Annotated in this window: 13 protein-coding genes; 2 read left to right on the forward strand and 11 right to left on the reverse strand. The window is 58.6% G+C overall.

The features are described 5' to 3' along the window. Positions 1 to 243: 243 nt before the first annotated feature. From BDE01S_RS02220 to BDE01S_RS02240, 5 genes are all read right to left on the reverse strand, one after another. Positions 244 to 1,842 (reverse strand): tannase/feruloyl esterase family alpha/beta hydrolase, encoded by a 1,599-nt coding sequence (locus tag BDE01S_RS02220; RefSeq protein WP_218015846.1) that lies wholly within the window; start codon positions 1,840 to 1,842, stop codon positions 244 to 246. Between the two features lie 97 nt (positions 1,843 to 1,939). Continuing rightward, complete coding sequence (metG, locus tag BDE01S_RS02225) at positions 1,940 to 4,012, reverse strand: methionine--tRNA ligase (RefSeq protein WP_066076761.1); 2,073 nt, start codon at positions 4,010 to 4,012, stop codon at positions 1,940 to 1,942. A 49-nt stretch (positions 4,013 to 4,061) separates the two neighbouring features. Continuing rightward, on the reverse strand, positions 4,062 to 4,343 hold the full coding sequence (locus BDE01S_RS02230) for a hypothetical protein (protein ID WP_066076764.1): 282 nt from the start codon (positions 4,341 to 4,343) through the stop codon (positions 4,062 to 4,064). A 75-nt stretch (positions 4,344 to 4,418) separates the two neighbouring features. After that, complete coding sequence (gene recQ, locus BDE01S_RS02235) at positions 4,419 to 6,824, reverse strand: DNA helicase RecQ (protein WP_066076767.1); 2,406 nt, start codon at positions 6,822 to 6,824, stop codon at positions 4,419 to 4,421. Positions 6,825 to 7,006: 182 nt separating this feature from the next. Then, on the reverse strand, positions 7,007 to 7,921 hold the full coding sequence (locus BDE01S_RS02240; protein WP_066076770.1) for a LysR family transcriptional regulator: 915 nt from the start codon (positions 7,919 to 7,921) through the stop codon (positions 7,007 to 7,009). Between the two features lie 221 nt (positions 7,922 to 8,142). Between BDE01S_RS02240 and BDE01S_RS02245 the strand changes: the two genes are divergently transcribed. Together BDE01S_RS02245 and BDE01S_RS02250 are read left to right on the forward strand one after the other, a co-directional pair. Next, on the forward strand, positions 8,143 to 9,270 hold the full coding sequence (locus BDE01S_RS02245) for an alpha/beta hydrolase (protein ID WP_066076774.1): 1,128 nt from the start codon (positions 8,143 to 8,145) through the stop codon (positions 9,268 to 9,270). A 211-nt stretch (positions 9,271 to 9,481) separates the two neighbouring features. Then, positions 9,482 to 11,332: an ABC transporter ATP-binding protein gene (locus BDE01S_RS02250; RefSeq protein WP_066076777.1), complete on the forward strand. Its 1,851-nt coding sequence runs from the start codon at positions 9,482 to 9,484 to the stop codon at positions 11,330 to 11,332. A 71-nt stretch (positions 11,333 to 11,403) separates the two neighbouring features. Here BDE01S_RS02250 and mnmG read toward each other — a convergent pair whose 3' ends face one another. From mnmG to BDE01S_RS02280, 6 genes are all read right to left on the reverse strand, one after another. Then, the gene (mnmG, locus tag BDE01S_RS02255) at positions 11,404 to 13,290 is read right to left on the reverse strand and encodes a tRNA uridine-5-carboxymethylaminomethyl(34) synthesis enzyme MnmG (RefSeq protein WP_066076780.1); all 1,887 of its coding nucleotides are present in this window, start codon (positions 13,288 to 13,290) and stop codon (positions 11,404 to 11,406) included. Positions 13,291 to 13,525: 235 nt separating this feature from the next. Then, positions 13,526 to 15,067, reverse strand: coding sequence for a murein biosynthesis integral membrane protein MurJ (gene murJ, locus BDE01S_RS02260; RefSeq protein WP_066076783.1), 1,542 nt, complete (start codon positions 15,065 to 15,067; stop codon positions 13,526 to 13,528). Positions 15,068 to 15,684: 617 nt separating this feature from the next. Next, a complete protein-coding gene (locus tag BDE01S_RS02265) occupies positions 15,685 to 17,010 on the reverse strand; it encodes an ATP-binding protein (protein WP_066076786.1) in 1,326 nt (441 codons plus the stop codon). Positions 17,011 to 17,145: 135 nt separating this feature from the next. Next, positions 17,146 to 17,811 carry a response regulator gene (locus tag BDE01S_RS02270; protein ID WP_066076788.1) on the reverse strand — a complete coding sequence of 222 codons (666 nt, stop codon included), beginning with the start codon at positions 17,809 to 17,811 and terminating at the stop codon, positions 17,146 to 17,148. A gap of 80 nt (positions 17,812 to 17,891) precedes the next feature. Beyond that, entirely contained in the window at positions 17,892 to 18,188 is a 297-nt protein-coding gene (locus BDE01S_RS02275) for a PepSY domain-containing protein (RefSeq protein WP_066076792.1), read from the reverse strand. A gap of 53 nt (positions 18,189 to 18,241) precedes the next feature. Further along, positions 18,242 to 18,541, reverse strand: a complete 300-nt coding sequence (locus BDE01S_RS02280; protein WP_066076795.1) for a PepSY domain-containing protein — start codon at positions 18,539 to 18,541, stop codon at positions 18,242 to 18,244. Positions 18,542 to 18,682 lie beyond the last annotated feature (141 nt).

Below are 18,682 nucleotides of genomic sequence, written 5' to 3' on the forward strand. Positions count from 1 at the left end.
TGAAGCAACAAGTCCGCCGACTTATATTATGATCAGCCCTGTATGAAATAACGGCAAAAAAGGCCGTCTGAAAACCATGATTTTCAGACGGCCTTTTTTGCTGCTTATCGTTAAATTCCCAAAAAGCGAAACATGTTAGATTTGGAACGCATATCGGTATTTGGAGGAAGCGCAGCGGACTTGCGAAGCTAATGGCGGCAATAAAGATTTCTTGTTTTTTAGAAATTTCATGATACGCCGCCATCAGCGGCAGACAAAACTTTCCGCCAGCTCCGGATTGCCGCCGGTAAAGGTGGCGGTTTTCGGATAGGCGCACAGCGGCATGCTGCGGCCGGGGAAGGCTTTGCCTTTGGCGAGGATGCGCTCGGGCGCTGTGCCGTGGTCGTGCCAGTTTTCCAGCGCGGTCAGCGGGTCGAAATCGTCAAACGCCTGCCCGCCGCCGCAGTGGGTCATGCCCGGCACCATAAACATACGGCTGAACGAGGCCGCGTCGGGCGTGTCGCGCTGCATGGCACGGAACCAGTCGCGCTGGTCTTTGGCGGAAAATACCGGGTCGGAAATACCGGTAATGATGATGAATTTGCCGCCGTTGTTTTTAAACGCGCTCATATCGGTGTCGGTGGCATCGTTGATTTTGCCGGTGGCGTCGGTTTTCGGCGTATCGGTGTCGAAATCGAAGCGGCTCAAATCGAAATCGGGCACGGGCGGGGTCATGAAATACCATTTGAGCGAACCTGCGCCCAGCGTCACATTGCGGGCGTTGGGTTCGGCGGTTTGCGAGTCGCCCAGCTTCCAGTCGCGCCAGCCTTTGGCATTGATGCCGCTGTCGTAATACCAGCCGCTGTAAATCTGCCCGCCCCGGCTGTTTTTCGCGCCGTCGAATACCGCTTTGAGCGCGGCGGTTTTGGCTTTGGATAAGCCCGCCATTTCCGGTTGGAAATCGCAGCTTTCCCACGCATTGATAACGCCGTCTTTCAGGCCGTCTTTAGCATCGCAGCGGCGGAGCACGGCTTGGCTGACTTTGTCCAAATCAGCCTGCGTCAGCGCGTTGGCCAGGATTTGATGGCCGTCTGCATTTTTCGGGGCGATTTTCATGAATTGGTGCGTGTCCCACACTTCGGCTACGGCGGCGCGGGAGAGGCGGAAGCCCGGATTGGCCGCAATCACACCGTCAAATTCCTGCGGATAACGCTGCGCGGCAATCATCGCCTCGCGTCCGCCGTTGGAGCAGCCCATAAAATAGCTGTGCTGCGGTTCGGCGCGGTACATTTGGCGGATTAAGGATTTGGCAACTGCGGTTACTTTGCCGGTGGAGCGGTAGGCAAAATCCAGACGCGCTTCGGGGTCGCCGCCGAAATCGGGCGTCGGGGTCGGGTGGCCGCCGTCCATGCTGACGACGGCATAGCCGCGTGTCAGCGCAGGCGTGGCGCTTGAGGCGCGGATGGGGATGCTGCCCAAAGCCGGGCCGACAAAGCCGTTCACCCCGCCGCCGCCCTGAAACAGGAATTTACGGTTCCACGCCGCAGGCAGGCGCAGCTGGAATTTGGTGCCGTAGGGCTTGCTGTCGATGCCGGTGCGCGCGCCGATTTCGCCCTCAACGATACAGTGCGCGCCGGCTTGAACAGCGCGCCCGCGCCCGCCGGTCAGCGCCGACATCCGGTCTCCGGCCACCTCGCCGTCGGCCGACCATTCGGCTTTGGTAATCTGCGTATCGGCGATACGGGCGTTTTTCAGCGCCAAACATTGCTGCGCCGAAGCAGGCGCTTTGCCGGTAAAGGCAGGCGCAGCGGCAACGGGCGCGGCAAAGGCGGCAGTCAGGGCAATCATCAGCGTGCGGGACATGGTTATCGGCCTTTGTGTGACGGAAAACCTGATTATAGGGCGGAAAAGCCGTCTGAAAAACGGATTTTTCAGACGGCTTTTTCTATATCTAAACGGCTCAGCCCACTTTATCGCCCGGCTGTGCGCCTTCGTGTACGTCGAGCAGGCGCAGTTTGCCGTCGGCGGTGGCGGCGCTCAAAATCATGCCTTCGGATACGCCGAATTTGGCCATTTTGCGCGGGGCGAAGTTGGCGACGGCGATGACCATGCGGCCGTTGAGTTCGGCGGGGTCGGGGTAGGAGGCGGCGATGCCGGAGAAGATGATGCGTTGTTCAAAGCCGAAATCGAGGTCGAATTTCAGGAGCTTGGTGCTGCCTTCTACGGCTTCGCAGTTCAATACTTTGGCGACGCGCATGTCGATTTTCATAAAGTCGTCAAAGCTGGCTTGCTCGGCGACGGGCGCGTATTGGCTCTCTTCGGCGGGTGCGGCTTGCTCGGCGGCGGCTTGGATGGATTGTTTGTTGGCTTCGATTAGGTTGTCCACTTGCTGTTGCTCCACTCGTTGCATTAAATGCTCGTATTTGTTGATGGCATGCTCGCCCAGGGTTTCGCGGGTGTGTGTCCAAGTAAAGGCGGGAATATTCAGGAACTTGGCGGCTTCGGTGGCGACGTTCGGCAATACGGGCGCGAGGTAGGCGGTGAGCATGGCGAAGGCGTTAATCAGCTCGCTGCAGACTTCGTGCAGGCGTGCTTCTTGGCCTTCTTGTTTCGCCAATTCCCACGGTTTGTTGGCGTCAACGTATTCGTTCACGATATCCGCCAGCGCCATGATGTCGCGCAGGGCGCGGGCGTATTCGCGGTTTTCGTATTGCTCGGCGATGTGTTCGCTCTCGGCGGCGAGTTTGGCCAGCAAGGCGCTGTCTGATACGTTTTTCAGACGGCCTTCAAAACGTTTGGCGATAAAGCCGGAGGCGCGGGCGGCGATGTTGACGTATTTGCCGACCAAATCGCTGTTGACGCGCGAGATGAAGTCTTGCAGGTTCAAATCGATGTCTTCGATTTTGCTGTTCAGCTTCGCCGCGATGTAGTAGCGCATCCATTCGGGATTGAGTTTCTGATCCAGATAGGATTTGGCGGTGATAAACGTGCCGCGCGATTTGGACATTTTTTGGCCGTCCACGGTGAGAAAGCCGTGGGCGAATACGCCGCTGGGGGCGCGGTGGCCGGAAAAGTGCAGCATGGCGGGCCAGAACAGGGCGTGGAAATACAGGATGTCTTTGCCGATAAAGTGGTACATCTCGGCTTCGCTGCCGGCGCGGAAAAATGCGTCGAAATCGGTGCCGATGCGGTCGCACAGGTTTTGGAAAGAAGCCATGTAGCCTACGGGCGCGTCGAGCCACACATAGAAATATTTGCCGGGCGCGTCGGGAATTTCAAAGCCGAAATAGGGCGCATCGCGGGAGATGTCCCAATCGGAGAGGCCGCCTTCGCCGTTTTCGTCGGGGTGCAGCCATTCTTTCATTTTGTTGAGGGCTTCGGGCTGCAGGTGCGGCTTGCCGTTGTGCGGGTTGCTGCCGGAAGTCCACTCTTTCAGATAGTCGGCGCATTCGCCCAATTTGAAGAAGAAGTGTTCGGATTCTTTCAACACCGGCGTGGCGCCCGATACGGCGGAGTAGGGCTTAATCAGTTCGGTCGGGGAATAGGTGGTGCCGCACACTTCGCAGTTGTCGCCGTATTGGTCTTGCGCGTGGCATTTCGGGCATTCGCCTTTGACGAAGCGGTCGGGCAGGAACATGTTTTTTTCAGGGTCGAAGAGCTGCTCGATGACGCGGCTTTCGATTTTGCCGTTGGCTTTCAAGGCGCGGTAGATGCGCTCGGAATGGGCTTGGTTTTCCGGCGAATGGGTGGAGTAGTAGTTGTCGTAGCCGATGAGAAAGCCGGTGAAGTCGGCCAGATGCTCTTCGCGCACGCGGGCAATCATGTCTTCGGGTGCGATGCCTTGTTTTTGCGCGGCCAGCATTACGGGCGTGCCGTGGGTGTCGTCGGCGCAGCAGTAGTAGCATTCGTGGCCGCGCAGTTTTTGGAAGCGCACCCAGATGTCGGTTTGGATGTGCTCGACCATGTGGCCTAAGTGGATGCTGCCGTTGGCATAGGGCAGCGCGGAGGTAACGAGAATTTTGCGTGGGGTCATGGTTTGGCCGGATAACTGTCTGATAAAGATGGGGGATTATACCGTAATTTTACGGCGCAGTATTCGGGGCGGGCGCGTGGCAGGCGCCTTTGGCAACGGACAGGATTTGGCCGCTGTCGCTGCATACGGTGCAGCGGTTGCCGAAGGTTTGCCGGTGCAGGCGGCCGTTTTCGCTGATGGTGGCGCATACGGGGTCGTATTCGCGGGTGCAGAAGCGTTGCCGGCAGCTGTCGGTGGCGGCGGCCTGCGGCTGCGCGGGGGCGGTCGGCTTGGTCTCGCTCAGGCAGGCGGACAGCAGCAGCGCGGTGCAGAGAATCAGGATTTTGTTCATGTGTGTACTCGGAAAAGGGTGGATTACGGGAAACGTGTGGCGCAAAGTGAAACGGCCTGCGGCTTACCGGCTGTGTTATTCGTCCAGCTCGGCCAGCAGGTCTTCGCCGTAGCGTTCGGCTTTGTCGGCATCCATGCCGTAAATTTCGGCCAACTCTGCCTGCGTGCGCGGATATTTGGCGGCGATGGCGCGCAGGGTGGTTTTGCTCAACACCTGATGCGGCTCTGCGCTTTGCCGGCGGGCGGTGCGCGCCAGCCATTCGAGCAGGCGGCGCATACGTTTGCGGCGTTGGCGGGCGGCTTCGTCGAGGCCGTCTGAAAACGGGTAGCAGACGGATAGAATATCCGTGCCGTATTTGCCGATGCGTACTTCGCCCAAGCCGTACACGCCCTGTAAATCCAAATCGGTTTCGGGCGTGTTGCGGGTCAAATCGGCCAGGCTGTCGTCGGACAGGATTTTACTGAACGCGCAGCCTTCGATATGCGCCTGTTTTTCGCGCCACGCGCTCAGGGCGGCAAACAGCTGTGCTTCGCGTTCGTCGGCGGGTTGGAAGGCGGCTTCGGCGGGCGGCGGGTTGGGGCGGTCGCCGTTGTGTTCGTTTGTGTTTTGCGGAAATTCGCTTTGCCCGTTTTTGCTCTGCAGAAACTCGCTACGCTTGTTTTCAGACGGCCTGTGTGCGGCGGGAGTATCGACGCTGTGGCAGATTTCCAGGATTTCCAGGCCGAATTTGTCGATTTTGGCTTCGCCCAGGCCGTAGATATCGTGCAGGTCTTGCAGGGTTTGCGGGATTTTTTCAACAATATCGCGCAGGGTTTTGTCGCCGCAAATGACATAGGCGGGCACTTCTGCGGCGCGGGCTTTTTCCGTGCGCCAGCCGCGCAGCGCCTGCCAGATGCGTTCTTCGCGCTCGGTACGCAGCCATTCTTCTTTGGGCTTTTGGGTGGCGGCTTTTTCGCGGCGCAGCGGGCGCAGCCAGACTTGGATTTCGCCTTTGAGTACAGCGCGGGCGGCTTCGGTCAGTTGCAGGGCTTGGTGATGCTGCGGGTTGACGGTGAGATAGCCTGCGCTGATGCATTGGCGGATGACGGCGCGCCATTCTTTGTCGTTGAGATGGCCGCCGATGCCGTAGGTGGAGAGTTGGTCGTGGCGGTTGCGCTGTATCCAGTCGTCGCTTTTGCCGCGTAAGACGTTGATGACGTAGCCGGCGGCGAAGTTTTGGCCGACGCGGTACACGCAGCTCAGCAGCTTCTGTACCGGCTCGGTGCCGTCGAAGCGGGTGGGCGGGTGCAGGCAGTTGTCGCAATGGCCGCAGGGCTGCGCGGTTTCGCCGAAGTGTTTCAGCAGCAGCACGCGGCGGCATTCGGCGGTTTCGCATACGGAGAGCATGGCGTCGAGTTTTTGCATTTCGATGTGTTTTTGCGCTTCGTCGCTTTGGCTTTCGGCAATGCGCTCGCGCAGTAAAACCCAGTCGTTCAGGCCGTAACACAGCCAGCTGGCGGCGGGCAGGCCGTCGCGTCCGGCGCGGCCGCTTTCCTGGTAGAAATGTTCGACGCTCTGCGGCATGTCGAGGTGGGCGACGAAGCGCACGTCGGGCTTGTCTATGCCCATGCCGAAGGCGACGGTGGCGACGACGATGATGTTGTCTTCGCGGGTGAAACGCCGCTGGTTGGCTTCGCGCGTTTCCATGCTCAGGCCGGCGTGGTAGGGAATGGCTTCCAGACCCTGCTCGCATAAAAAGGCCGCCACATCTTCGACTTTTTTGCGGCTGAGGCAGTAAACGATGCCGCTTTGCCCGCTCATCTGCTTTTGAATGAAATCCAAAAGCTGTTTTTTGCCGTTGTTTTTTTCGATGACTTGGTAATAGATGTTCGGACGGTCGAAGCTGGCGATGTATTCGGGCGAATTGTCCAGGCGCAGGTAATGTTTGATGTCGGCACGGGTGGCGGCGTCGGCGGTGGCGGTGAGCGCGATGCGTGGCACGTCGGGATAGCGGTCGGCCAGCAGCCCGAGCTGTTGGTATTCGGGGCGGAAGTCGTGCCCCCACTGGCTCACGCAGTGCGCTTCGTCGATGGCAAACAGGCTGACGGTCTGTTGGTCGAGAAAACGCAGAAAACGCTCGCCCACCAAACGCTCGGGGGCGACATAGAGTAATTTCAGACGGCCTGCGTGGATTTCATCGGCAATGCGGCGCGCTTCGTCGGGCGATGTGCCGCTGTGTACCGCCGCCGCCGCCACGCCCGCCGCGTGTAAATTGGCTACTTGGTCGTTCATCAGCGCAATCAGCGGCGACACCACCACCGCCACGCCTTCGCGCATCAGCGCGGGAATTTGGTAACACAGGGATTTGCCGCCGCCGGTGGGCATCAGCACCATCAGGCTTTGGCCGGACGCGAGCGTGTTGACCACGGCTTCCTGGTTGCCGCGAAATCTGGGGTAGCCGAAGACGTCGTTCAGGATTTTCAGGGCGGCGGGTCGGTTCATGAAAAGCGTTCCGTGGTGGGGGGAAAGGGGCGGGAAATAATCGGCATGATGCCGGGTCAAACGGTATCGTCGGCGAAATTCAATTCTGCTACAAGGCGAGCCAACGCCGTAGCAGGATTTAAGTTCGACGACGATATTTTAACGGTTTTACCCGCCGCGTGCATAAACCTGCTGCGGGCGGGCTATCCGGTGCGGGTTTCGTCGTGGAAAAAGCGCGTTAATGCCTCGGCCAGCAGGTCGAAAACGATTTTCACCCGCGCGGTATGGCGGTGGCGGCGCGGGCGGTACACATAAAGCTGCCAGTTTAAAGTCATTTCGTCGTCGGGCAAGACGGTTTTCAGACGGCCTTGGCGGATATGCGGCTGCACCGTCCACGCGGCAAACTGTCCGGCGGCGCGCCCCTGCAAGACCGCCTGCAGGGCGTGGCGGTTGTTGGGCGCGATAAAGGCGGGTGCTTCGGGCGCAAAGACGGTGTGCGGGTAGTCGTATTCAAAGAGTTTGCCGCTGTTGATGTCCAGCAGCCCGACCAGCGGGAAACGCGCGCGCAGGTCGGCCACGCTGTGCGGTGCGCCCGTGCGCGCCAAAAGCTCGGGCGACATCACGGTTTGCAGGCGCAGCGGGGCGGCGGGGTGGATGATGAAATCGTTGGCCTGCGGCACGCCCACGCGCACGCCTACGTCAATCTGCTCGCGGTCGGTGTTGCTCAGCGCATTGCCGCTGCGCCAGTCAGGCACGATTTCGGGGTAATCGCGCAGCCCGTGCAACACGGCTTCGAGCAGCCCCCATTCGTCCACCTCGGGCAGCGCCACACGCACCGGCCCGGCCAGACTTTCGCGCTCTTTGCGGCTGAACTGCTGAAACAGCGCGTCGGTATGCGCCAGTGCGGTTTTGGCTTCGGCATATACTTGGCGGCCGAAGGGCGTGATGGCGGTGGTACGGGTATTGCGGACAAACAGCGCGTCGCCGAACTCCTGCTCCAAAAACGCCACCGCGCGGGTCACGGCTTGCGGCGATACGCCCAGGAGCAGGGCGGTTTGGCGGAAATTGCCGCTGTCGGCGGCGGCGCAGAACAGGCGCAGGGCTTCAAGTTTGTTCATGGACGGGCAGCGTGGAAACGGGACGATAGGGCACAATATAGGGTTGGTGCAATACGGGTTTTTCAGACGGCTTTTTCTGCTTTTTTCAGCATAAAGGCCGTCTGAAAAATGCGTTGATTGTATCAAAATGCGGAATACTGTAAACCAATTTTATTCATTTACGGAATAATTCGGGCGGCGGATAATCCGCTCCATCGAAATCAATTTATCAGGAGCTGCCCATGCAACGCCGCACTTTTTTACGCACCCTTGCCGCCACTGCCGCTGCCGCCGCGCTTTCCGGCGCTGCTTTGGCCGCGCCCGTATCAGGAGCTTATACCGTGAATACCGCAAACTACGCCCAAGCCCACGCCCAAAATCCGACCCTGCCTGTATCGATGGTGGCGGAGTGGGACAAAATTTTCCCGAAATCCGATAAAGTCGAGCATCGCAAAGTATCGTTCAAAAACCGCTACGGCATTACCCTGGTCGGCGATTTGTATATGCCGAAAAACGCCAAAGGCAAGCTGCCTGCGATTGCTGTGGGCGGGCCTTTCGGTGCGGTAAAAGAACAAACAAGCGGTATTTATGCCCAAGAATTGGCAGAGCGCGGATTTGTCACTTTGGCGTTTGACGGCTCGTACACCGGCGAGAGCGGCGGCGAACCGCGCAACGTGGCCAGCCCTGAAATCAATACCGAAGATTTCAGCGCGGCGGTGGATTATCTGGCCAATAACAATGCGGTAGATGCCGATAAAATCGGTATTCTCGGCATCTGCGGCTGGGGCGGTTTCGCCTTAAACAACGCCATTATGGACACCCGTGTCAAAGCCGTGGCGGTCAGCACGATGTACGATATGCCCCGCGTCATGGCAAACGGTTACAACGACAGCGTGGATAAAAACGCCCGCTCCGCCATGCGCCAAGCCCTAAATCAAGCCCGCACCGAAGCGGCAAAAGCAGGACACACCGCATTGGGCAACCCGAACGACCATTTGCCGCCGCCGTCTGCCCACAACGCCGACACGCCGCAATTTGTGCGCGAATATGCCGATTTTTATAAAACCGAACGTGGCTTCCACCCGCGCAGCGTGAATTCAAACAGCGCATGGACCACGACCAACGCGCTTTCGTTCATCACCATGCCGATTTTAAAATATGCCGATGAACTGCAAACCCCGGCGTTGGTCGTACACGGCGAAAAAGCCCATTCGCGTTACTTCGGCGAAGATGCGTTTAAGGCGTTGGGCAGTAAAAACAAAGAATTGGTGATTGTGCCCGGCGCGACCCATGTGGATTTATACGACAAGCAATCCGGCAAAATCCCGTTTGATAAATTTGAAGCGTTTTATCAGGCGAATTTGCAGTAAAGTCTGAATATCAAGCGCAAGGCCGTCTGAAAATCTGCGTAACCGGTTTTTCAGACGGCTTTCTGCATCATGCTTTCCCAACGTGCAAAGCTGTGTTGCCGCCGCAAGCCTTTTTCTCGGCTGCCGCTTTCGGTACAATTCGGGTTTCCCCTATTTTTTCAGACGGCAGGCGCGGCGCAGGCCGTCTGAAAAACCGATATAAAGCAGATTTATGATAAACAAGATTTTTTCCTGGTTTGAAGCCCGCATCGATCCCTATCCCGCCGAGGCGGCGCAAACGCCCGAAAAAGGGCTGTGGCGCTTTATCTGGAGCAGCATCACCGGCGTGCGTAAGTGGATTTTGGTGCTGGCGCTGATGACGGCGGGCATCGGCGTGATGGAAGCGCTGCTGCTGCAGTTTATGGGCTTGGTCATCGACTGGCTCGGCCGTTATACGCCCGATACGCTGTTTGCCGAAAAAGGCTGGGCGCTGGCGGGCATGGCGCTGATGATGGTGTTTTCGGTGTTTTGGACGTTTTTCGCGTCCAACGTGCGCCTGCAGACGCTGCAAGGCGTGTTCCCCATGCGCCTGCGCTGGAATTTCCACCGTCTGATGCTCAATCAGAGCCTGGGCTTTTATCAGGACGAATTTGCCGGGCGCGTATCGGCCAAAGTGATGCAGACCGCGCTGGCGCTGCGCGATGCGGTGATGACCGTGGCCGATATGGTGGTGTATGTGCTGGTGTATTTCATCACGTCCGGTGTGATTTTGGCCGCGCTCGACGGCTGGCTGCTGCTGCCCTTTATCGGCTGGATTGTCGGCTTTGCGCTGATTATGCGTTTCCTGATTCCGAAGCTGGGTAAAACCGCCGCCAAGCAGGCCGATGCGCGCTCGCTGATGACCGGCCGCATTACCGATGCCTATTCCAATATTACCACGGTCAAACTGTTTTCCCACGGCGCGCGCGAAGCGGCTTATGCCAAGCAGTCGATGGAAGAATTTATGGTCACGGTGCACGCGCAGATGCGCCTGGCAACTTCGCTGCACAGCTGCAGCTTCATCGTGAATACCGCGCTCACGCTTTCTACTGCCGTGCTCGGCATTTGGCTGTGGCAGCAGGGTCAAATCGAAGTCGGCGCCGTAGCCACCGCCACCGCTATGGCTTTGCGCGTGAACGGTCTCTCGCAATACATTATGTGGGAATCCGCCCGCCTGTTTGAAAACATCGGCACGGTCAACGACGGCATGGCGACCCTGACCAAGCCGCACACCATCGTGGACAAACCGCAGGCGCTGCCGCTGAAAGTCGGCGCGGGCGAAATCAAATTCGACCATGTGGATTTCTCCTACGAAGCCGGCAAGCCGCTGCTCAACGGTTTTAACCTCACCATCAAACCGGGCGAAAAAGTCGGCCTTATCGGCCGCAGCGGCGCGGGTAAATCCACCATCGTCAACCTGCTGCTGCGCTTTTACGAGCCGCAGAGCGGTACGATTTCCATCGACGGCCAAAACGTGGACGGTGTCACCCAAGAAAGCCTGCGCGCACAAATCGGCTTGGTTACCCAAGACACATCGCTGCTGCACCGCTCCGTGCGCGACAACATCATCTACGGCCGCCCCGGCGCGACCGATGCCGAAATGATTTCCGCCGCCGAGCGCGCCGAAGCCGCCGATTTCATTCCCAACCTGAGCGACGCCAAAGGCCGCCGTGGCTACGATGCCCATGTCGGCGAGCGCGGCGTGAAACTCTCCGGCGGCCAGCGCCAGCGCATCGCCATCGCCCGCGTGATGCTGAAAGACGCGCCGATTTTGCTGCTCGACGAAGCCACCAGCGCGCTCGATTCCGAAGTCGAAGCCGCCATTCAGGAGAGCCTGGATAAGATGATGGAAAACAAAACCGTCATCGCCATCGCCCACCGCCTGTCCACCATCGCCGCGATGGACAGACTGATTGTGCTCGACAAAGGCCGTATCATCGAAGAAGGCACGCACGCCGAACTGCTCGCCAAGCAGGGCTTATACGCCAAACTGTGGGCTCACCAAAGCGGCGGTTTCCTGAGCGAACATGTTGAGTGGGAATAAGCGGGGTGTAAAAAGCCGTCTGAAAATTGCAGTTTTCAGACGGCTTTTTTACCTTATCCGATGCCGATGGCTTATTTGGCATCTCGAAAACCGCGTTTCAAATGCACCATCAAAAGCGCAACGGCGGCGGGGGTGACACCCGAAATGCGGCTGGCTTGGCCGACGGTTTCGGGGCGGTGTTGGTTGAGCTTTTGCTGCACTTCGGCCGATAAGCCTTTGACTTTGCCGTAATCAATATCGGCGGGCAGATTCAGCGTTTCGATGTCGCGGCGGCTGTTGATTTCGTCTTGCTGGCGGTCGATGTAGCCTTGGTATTTCACTTGGATTTCCACTTGCTCGGTCACGCTTTCAGACAGGTTTTCAGACGGCCTTGCGCCTTCCAGCGTCATCAGGGCGGCGTAATCCACGTTCGGGCGGCGCAGCAGGTCGTGCAGATTGGCTTCGCGCGAGAGCTTTTGGCCGAAGACGCGGATTTGTTCGCTTTCCGGCAGCTTCTGCGGGGTGTACCAAGTGGTTTTCAGGCGTTGGATTTCGCGCGCGATGTGTTCGCGTTTTTCGTCAAACGCGCGCCACTGGGCTTCGGATACCAGGCCGATTTTGTAGCCGTCTTCGGTGAGGCGCATATCGGCGTTGTCTTCGCGCAGTTGCAGGCGGTATTCGGCGCGGCTGGTGAACATGCGGTAGGGCTCGTTCACGCCTTTGGTAATCAAATCGTCGACGAGTACGCCCAAATAAGCCTGTTCGCGGCGCAGCAGCAGCGGATCGCGTTCGCGCACATACTGCACGGCGTTGGCGCCGGCCAGCAGGCCTTGCGCGGCGGCTTCTTCGTAGCCGGTGGTGCCGTTGATTTGTCCGGCGAAGAAGAGGCCGGCGATGGTTTTGGTTTCCAGGCTGGCTTTCAGGTTGCGCGGGTCGAAATAATCGTATTCGATGGCGTAGCCGGGGCGCAGGATGTGGGCGTTTTCCAAGCCTTTCATGGAGCGCACGAGGGCGATTTGGATGTCGAAAGGCAGGCTGGTGGAAATGCCGTTGGGGTAGTATTCGTGGGTGGTCAGGCCTTCGGGCTCGAGAAAAATCTGGTGGCTGTCTTTATCGGCGAAGCGGTTGATTTTGTCTTCGATGGAAGGACAATAGCGCGGGCCCACGCCTTCGATTTTGCCGGTAAACATGGGGCTGCGGTCGAAGCCGGAGCGGATGATGTCGTGGGTGTGCAGATTGGTGTGGGTAATCCAGCAGGATACTTGGCGCGGGTGCATTTCTGCGCTGCCGCGCACCGACATCACGGGTACGGGCGTGTCGCCGGGCTGCTCTTCCAGCACGGAAAAGTCGATGGTGCGCCCGTCGATGCGCGGCGGCGTGCCGGTTTTCAGGCGCGATACGGGCAGGTTCAATTCTTTCAGACGGCCTGACAAGCCTTGCGCGGCAGGGTCGCCCGCGCGTCCGCCCGCGTAGTTTTCCAAGCCGATGTGGATTTTGCCGGCGAGAAACGTGCCTGCGGTCAGCACCACGGCGCGGGCTTTAAATTCCACGCCCATGGCGGTTTTTACGCCGGATACGCGTTCGCCCTCGAGCGTGATGTCTTCCACCGCCTGCTGGAACAGTTCCAGATTTTCTTGGTTTTCCAGCATTTCGCGGATGGCGGCTTTGTAGAGGATGCGGTCGGCCTGCGCCCGCGTCGCCCGCACCGCCGCGCCTTTGCTGGCGTTCAGGCGGCGGAACTGGATGCCCGACATATCGGTGGCCAGTGCCATCGCGCCGCCGAGCGCGTCGACTTCGCGCACCAGATGGCCTTTGCCGATGCCGCCGATAGAGGGGTTGCACGACATTTGGCCGAGGGTTTCGATATTGTGGGTGAGCAGGAGCGTTTGCGCGCCCATACGCGCGGCGGCGAGCGCGGCTTCAGTACCGGCGTGGCCGCCGCCGACGACGATAACGTCGTAAGTTTTGGGGTAAATCATGTGTGTTTCAGCTTGATAAACGGTTTTCAGACGGCTTTGTGTGTTTATTTTTGAAAAAAAGCCGTCTGAAAATTCTATTGATTAATCAGAAAAATAAATCAGAAAAATAGGCGGAATTGTACGCTTTTTCGGGCGTGTTTGACAATTCACCACATGCCAGGCGTGATTTGGGGGCGGACACGGGCAAAAAGCCGTCTGAAAAACACGCATACCGTTTTCAGACGGCCTGTTGCGGCTAGGCGGTTTCCGAGCGTTTGAAATCGCGCGGCCTGAAACCCAGCAAGCCCAAAGCAGTAAAATACAGGCCGCCGCCGATGGCGACTAGGATACACAGCTGCCAGAATTTTTGCAGGCCGCCGACACCCGCCCATTCAAACGGCAGGTAGGTTTGCGCTGCCCACAGGCCGCCGCCCATTACCGATAGTGCCGCCAGCATTTTCACCAAAAACATCCCCCAGCCCTTGCCCGGCCGGTAGATACCGTGTTTGCGCAGCAGAAAAAACAGCAGCCCTGCATTCAGGCACGCGCCCAGCCCGATGGCTAAGGCCAGACCGACGTGTTTCAGCGGGCCGATAAAAGCCAAGTTCATCAACTGCGTGCACACCAGCGTGAAAATAGCGATTTTGACCGGCGTTTTGATATTTTGGCGCGCATAAAAACCCGGCGCGAGCACTTTAATCATAATCAGCCCGATCAGGCCGAAAGAATAGGCAATCAGCGCATGCTGCGTCATCAGCGCATCATGAAGCGTAAACTCCTTATACATAAACAAAGTCGCCACCAGCGGAAACGACAGCACCGCCAAACCCACCGCCGCCGGCATCGCCAGCAGCATACACAGGCGCAAGCCCCAGTCCAAAAGCCCCGAAAACGCCTGCGGATTATCCCCGGCCGCATGTTTCGACAAAGTCGGCAGCAGAATCGTCCCCAACGCCGCACCGAGCACACCCGTGGGCAACTCCATCAGGCGGTCGGCGTAATACATCCACGACACGCTGCCCGATTGCAGAAACGACGCAAAAATGGTGTTAATCACCAGCGAAATCTGCGCGACGGACACACCCAAAATCGCAGGAGCCATCTGCTTCATCACCCGGTTGACCGCCGCATCTTTGAAATCCAGCTTGGGCATTTTTAAAAAACCCAGCTTCGCCAGCCAAGGCAACTGGAACACCAGCTGCAATACGCCGCCGACAAACACCGCCCAGGCCAATGCCGTTACGGGCGGATCGAAATACGGCACGAAAAACAGCGCGAACACGATAAACGATACATTGAGCAGCGTCGGCGTAAAGGCGGGAATGCTGAATTTATGATAGGCATTCAGAATCGAGCCGACAAAAGACGAGAGCGAAATCAAGAAAATATACGGAAACGTCACCCGCAGCAAATCGATGGAAAGCTGAAACTTATCGGGATTTTTCGCAAAACCCGGCGCGGACACATAAATCACCCACGGCGCGGCCAAAATACCGACGGCGGTCACAATTACCAGCACAAACGACAACATCCCCGCCACATGGCGCACAAACGCCTGCGTCGCCTCGGGCGAGCGCGTTTCCTTATATTCCGCCAAAATCGGCACAAACGCCTGCGCGAACGCCCCCTCGGCAAAAATCCGCCGCAACAGGTTCGGCAGTTTGAACGCCACAAAAAACGCATCGGTCGCCATCCCCGCGCCGAACGCGCGGGCGATGATGGTATCGCGTACAAAACCCAATACGCGCGACACCATCGTCAGGCTGCCGACCTTAGCCAAAGCACCTAATAAATTCATGATTTTGATTTCAAAAAGAAAGTTTGGCCGTCTGAAAACAGGCAGGCGGCCGCAGGAATAAAAAAGCGATTGTACCGCTTTTGCCGCCCTGACGGATAATTTGTTGGGGGAAACACAAGCGGCGGCGTGGCAACCCCGCCCTACGGGATGTGCGGGATAAGCAGAATGGTTGAGAAAGGCACAAACTGTTGAAATTCAGAAATCTGTCCCTTCCCCCGCCATTGCGGGGGAAGGCTAGGATGGGGGTGTATTCGGCCTAAAGTGGCCTGCGAAGCAAAGCCCCCACCCCAACCCTCCCCCGTTAAGGACGGGGGAGGGAGCAGATTACTGAAAATCACACAGAAAAAGCCGTCTGAAAAACAGGCACTTTCAGACGGCTTCATTTTCCTGTTTAAGCGGTTTTTCCGCAACAGCAATAGAACGAGCATCTTGTGATCAAAGGAAATCCCGTTTACGGGACCTGTTGCGTTGCCGAAAGGCAAAGAAAACAGCTCAATCAAAGGTTTATCTCATTCTGCGAATGAGCGACGGGCAGGGATGCCCGTCCTACTGCTGAAAATCACACAGAAAAAGCCGTCTGAAAAACAGGCATTTTCAGACGGCTTTGTTCTCTTAATTCAAGCGGCTTTCTCCCTCAGCAGATGCGCGGCCAGCCATGCTTCGGCCAGCAGGCCGTGTTCGAAATTCGGGCTGTCGCTCAGGCGGATGCGGCCGCCGTAGCGTTTGGCGATATTGTCGGCGATGGACAAACCCAGCCCCGTGCCCTGTTCGCCGCTGCCGAGAATGCGGTAAAACGGGTCGAGCACGCGGGCGCGTTCGGCGGCGGGGATGCCCGGGCCGTCGTCTTCCACCGCAAACACCACCCAGCCGTTTTCGCGGCGGCACGATAAATCGATGCGGCCGCCTGCGGGGGTATAGCGTACGGCGTTGTCGGCCAGGGTTTTGATTAGGGTGTAAACGGCGGTGTCGTCGGCGTAAAGCGTGACATCGCCGTCGCCTTCCACGCCCAAATCCTGCGCTTTGGCGCTGCTGATGGGCAGCAGGTCTTCAATCAGGCGGCGCATCAGGTCGCGGGCGGAAAGGGCACTGCGGCGCGGTTCGGCGGCGGACTGTGCGCGTGCCAGCGACAATAATTGCTCGGTCAGGTGGCGGTTGCGGCGGATGCTTTGGCGCATATCGGCAATTTGGGCGCGGATGTCGGGCGGCAGGGCGGCATCGTCCAGCCGCTCGGCCTGTAGGGAAAGCGCGGTCAGCGGGCTGCGCAGCTCGTGGGCGGCATCGGCGATAAAGCGCTGCTGCTGCGCCATCATGTCGGCGCTGCGGGCAAACTGGCGGTTGACGGCGGACACGAAGCCGCGGATTTCAGACGGCACGCCGGTTTCATCAAGCGGGGTCAAATCGCCTTCGTCGCGCTGCGCCAGCTCTTCGGACAGGCGGCGTACGGGGCGCAGGGTGCGGCGGGTGATCCAGAAGGTCAGCAGGGCGGTCAGCGGAATCAGCAGCAGCGGCGGCAGGGCGCTGTTCCAGGCGGCGGCTTCGGCCAAATCGTCGCGGTATTCGTTTTCCTGCATCACGGCGGTGTAGTGCCCGCCGTCGCGCTGGATATACAGGCGCAGGGTGTCGCCGTCGTCTTCCAGCGTGTAAAAGCCGCTTTCGGGATAGCGGTCGGGGTCGAAGCGGCGTTGGTCGGCGGGCGTGTCGGAGGTTTGCACGTCGATTTGCGCGTCGGCATCGCTGTCGGCTTCATCGCCGCTCAGGCGGGTGCTGGCTTCCAGATGGCGGGCGGTTTGGCGCAGCAGGTCGTCTTGCAGCTTGTGGGTTTCGGTGTAGGTGTCCCAAAACGCCACCGCGCCCGCCGCCAGCGCGGCAGTTAAGGCGGCAGCGGTCAGCGCCAGGCTGATTTTGATTTGCAGGGAATGGCGGAAGTAGCGGATGAGGTTCATGGCGGTCGGATTTTCAGACGGCAGCAGGCGGTGTCGGCAGGGTGGAACGGTTGTGTAAAGGCGGCATCATCGGGCGCGGCGGTGTTGGCTGTTGAACGCAGATGCCGCCCGGCCTGATTGTGATGCGGCTCCGGCTTATTCTTTATCCACCAGCCAGCCGACGCCGCGCACGTTGCGGATATGCTCTTTGCCGATTTTTTTACGCAGCGCGTGAATCAGGTAATCGACGGCGTTGCTTTCCACTTCTTCGCCCCAGCCGTAGAGCTTGTCTTCCAGCTCGGCGCGCGAATGGATGACGCCGGGGCGCAAAACCAGCACCTGCAAAATGGCGAATTCTTTGTTGCTCAGTAAAACCGCATCGGTCTGCCCCGCGATGCTGACTTGGTGGGTGGCGGGGTCGAGCGTCAGCGTGCCGTTGCCGGGTTTGGCGGCGGCCTGTCCGCTGTGGCGGCGGATAACGGCGCGGATGCGGGCGTGCAGTTCGGCCAAATCGAAGGGTTTGACCAGATAATCGTCGGCGCCGCCGTCCAGCCCCTGCAGGCGGCTGTCGAGATCGTCGCGGGCGGTCAGGATTAAAACGGGTACGGTGTGGCCGCGGCTGCGGATGTGCTGCAATACCGCCAGCCCGTCGCGCCCCGGCAGCCCCAAATCCAGCAGCACGGTATCGTAGCTTTGCGCCGCCAGCGCGGTTTCGGCAGACGGCCCGTCGCCGACCCAATCGACGGCAAAACCTTTGTCTTTCAGGCTGGCGGCTACTGCGCCGGCAATCATGGCATCGTCTTCGACCAGTAAAATACGCATGGCGGTTGTCTCGTGTGGCGGTGTGGAAACGGCAGAGGCCGTCTGAAAACGGGTGTTTTCAGACGGCCGGAGCGGCAAAATTAATAATCTGCGCGCTCTTCGATGATGTTCAAATCAGGGTAAGACAAGATGATATCGTATTCCTGATGGTTCTTGTATGCCTCGATTTCCAATACCGGCTTGCCCCAGCGGTCGTCTACATCGATGTCGCTGATGCGGTAGCCTTTGGCCTCCAGCATTTTCACCGCTTGGTCGCGTTTGGCGGGGAAGTCTGCGCTTTCATAAACCTGGCGCTCGATATAGTCGCCGGCGGCAGAGACGGCGGGCAGGGTGGCCGCAGTCAGCGCGGCCAGGCTCAGGGCGAAGATTTTTTTCATGGTTTTATCCTTGGGTAAGCGTTAAATATTAATCGGGAAAATTGTGCCGGCGCTTAGTTATCTACGCGCTCGCGGATGATTTCCAGCTGCGGGTAGGAGAGAATAATGTCGTATTCGCGGCCGTTTTTATACGCTTCGATTTCCAAAACCGGCTTGCCGCGGCGGCTGTCGGCATCCACATCCTGCACCTGATAGCCTTTTTTCTGCAGCATTTGGATGGCTTGCGCGCGTTTGGCGGGGAAATCCGCGCTTTCATAAACTTGGCGTTCGATGCGGTCGTCGGCAGAAGCAGCGGCAGGCAGGGCAGACAGCGCGGCGAAAGCGGCCAGAGTCAGAGCGAATGTTTTTTTCATGATGTTTCCTTTAAGCTGTGTGTGTTTTCGATAGGTCGCATCTTACGCGGGAAAAATTAGCTGAAAATTAGGCCGTCTGAAAAAAGCGTTTATCCCGCGCGGGCAGAGATAGAGTGTATTGTGTTACACAGATGACTTGAT

The organism is Bergeriella denitrificans NBRC 102155 (assembly GCF_001592185.1).
GTDB classification, from domain to species: Bacteria; Pseudomonadota; Gammaproteobacteria; order Burkholderiales; family Neisseriaceae; genus Neisseria; species Neisseria denitrificans.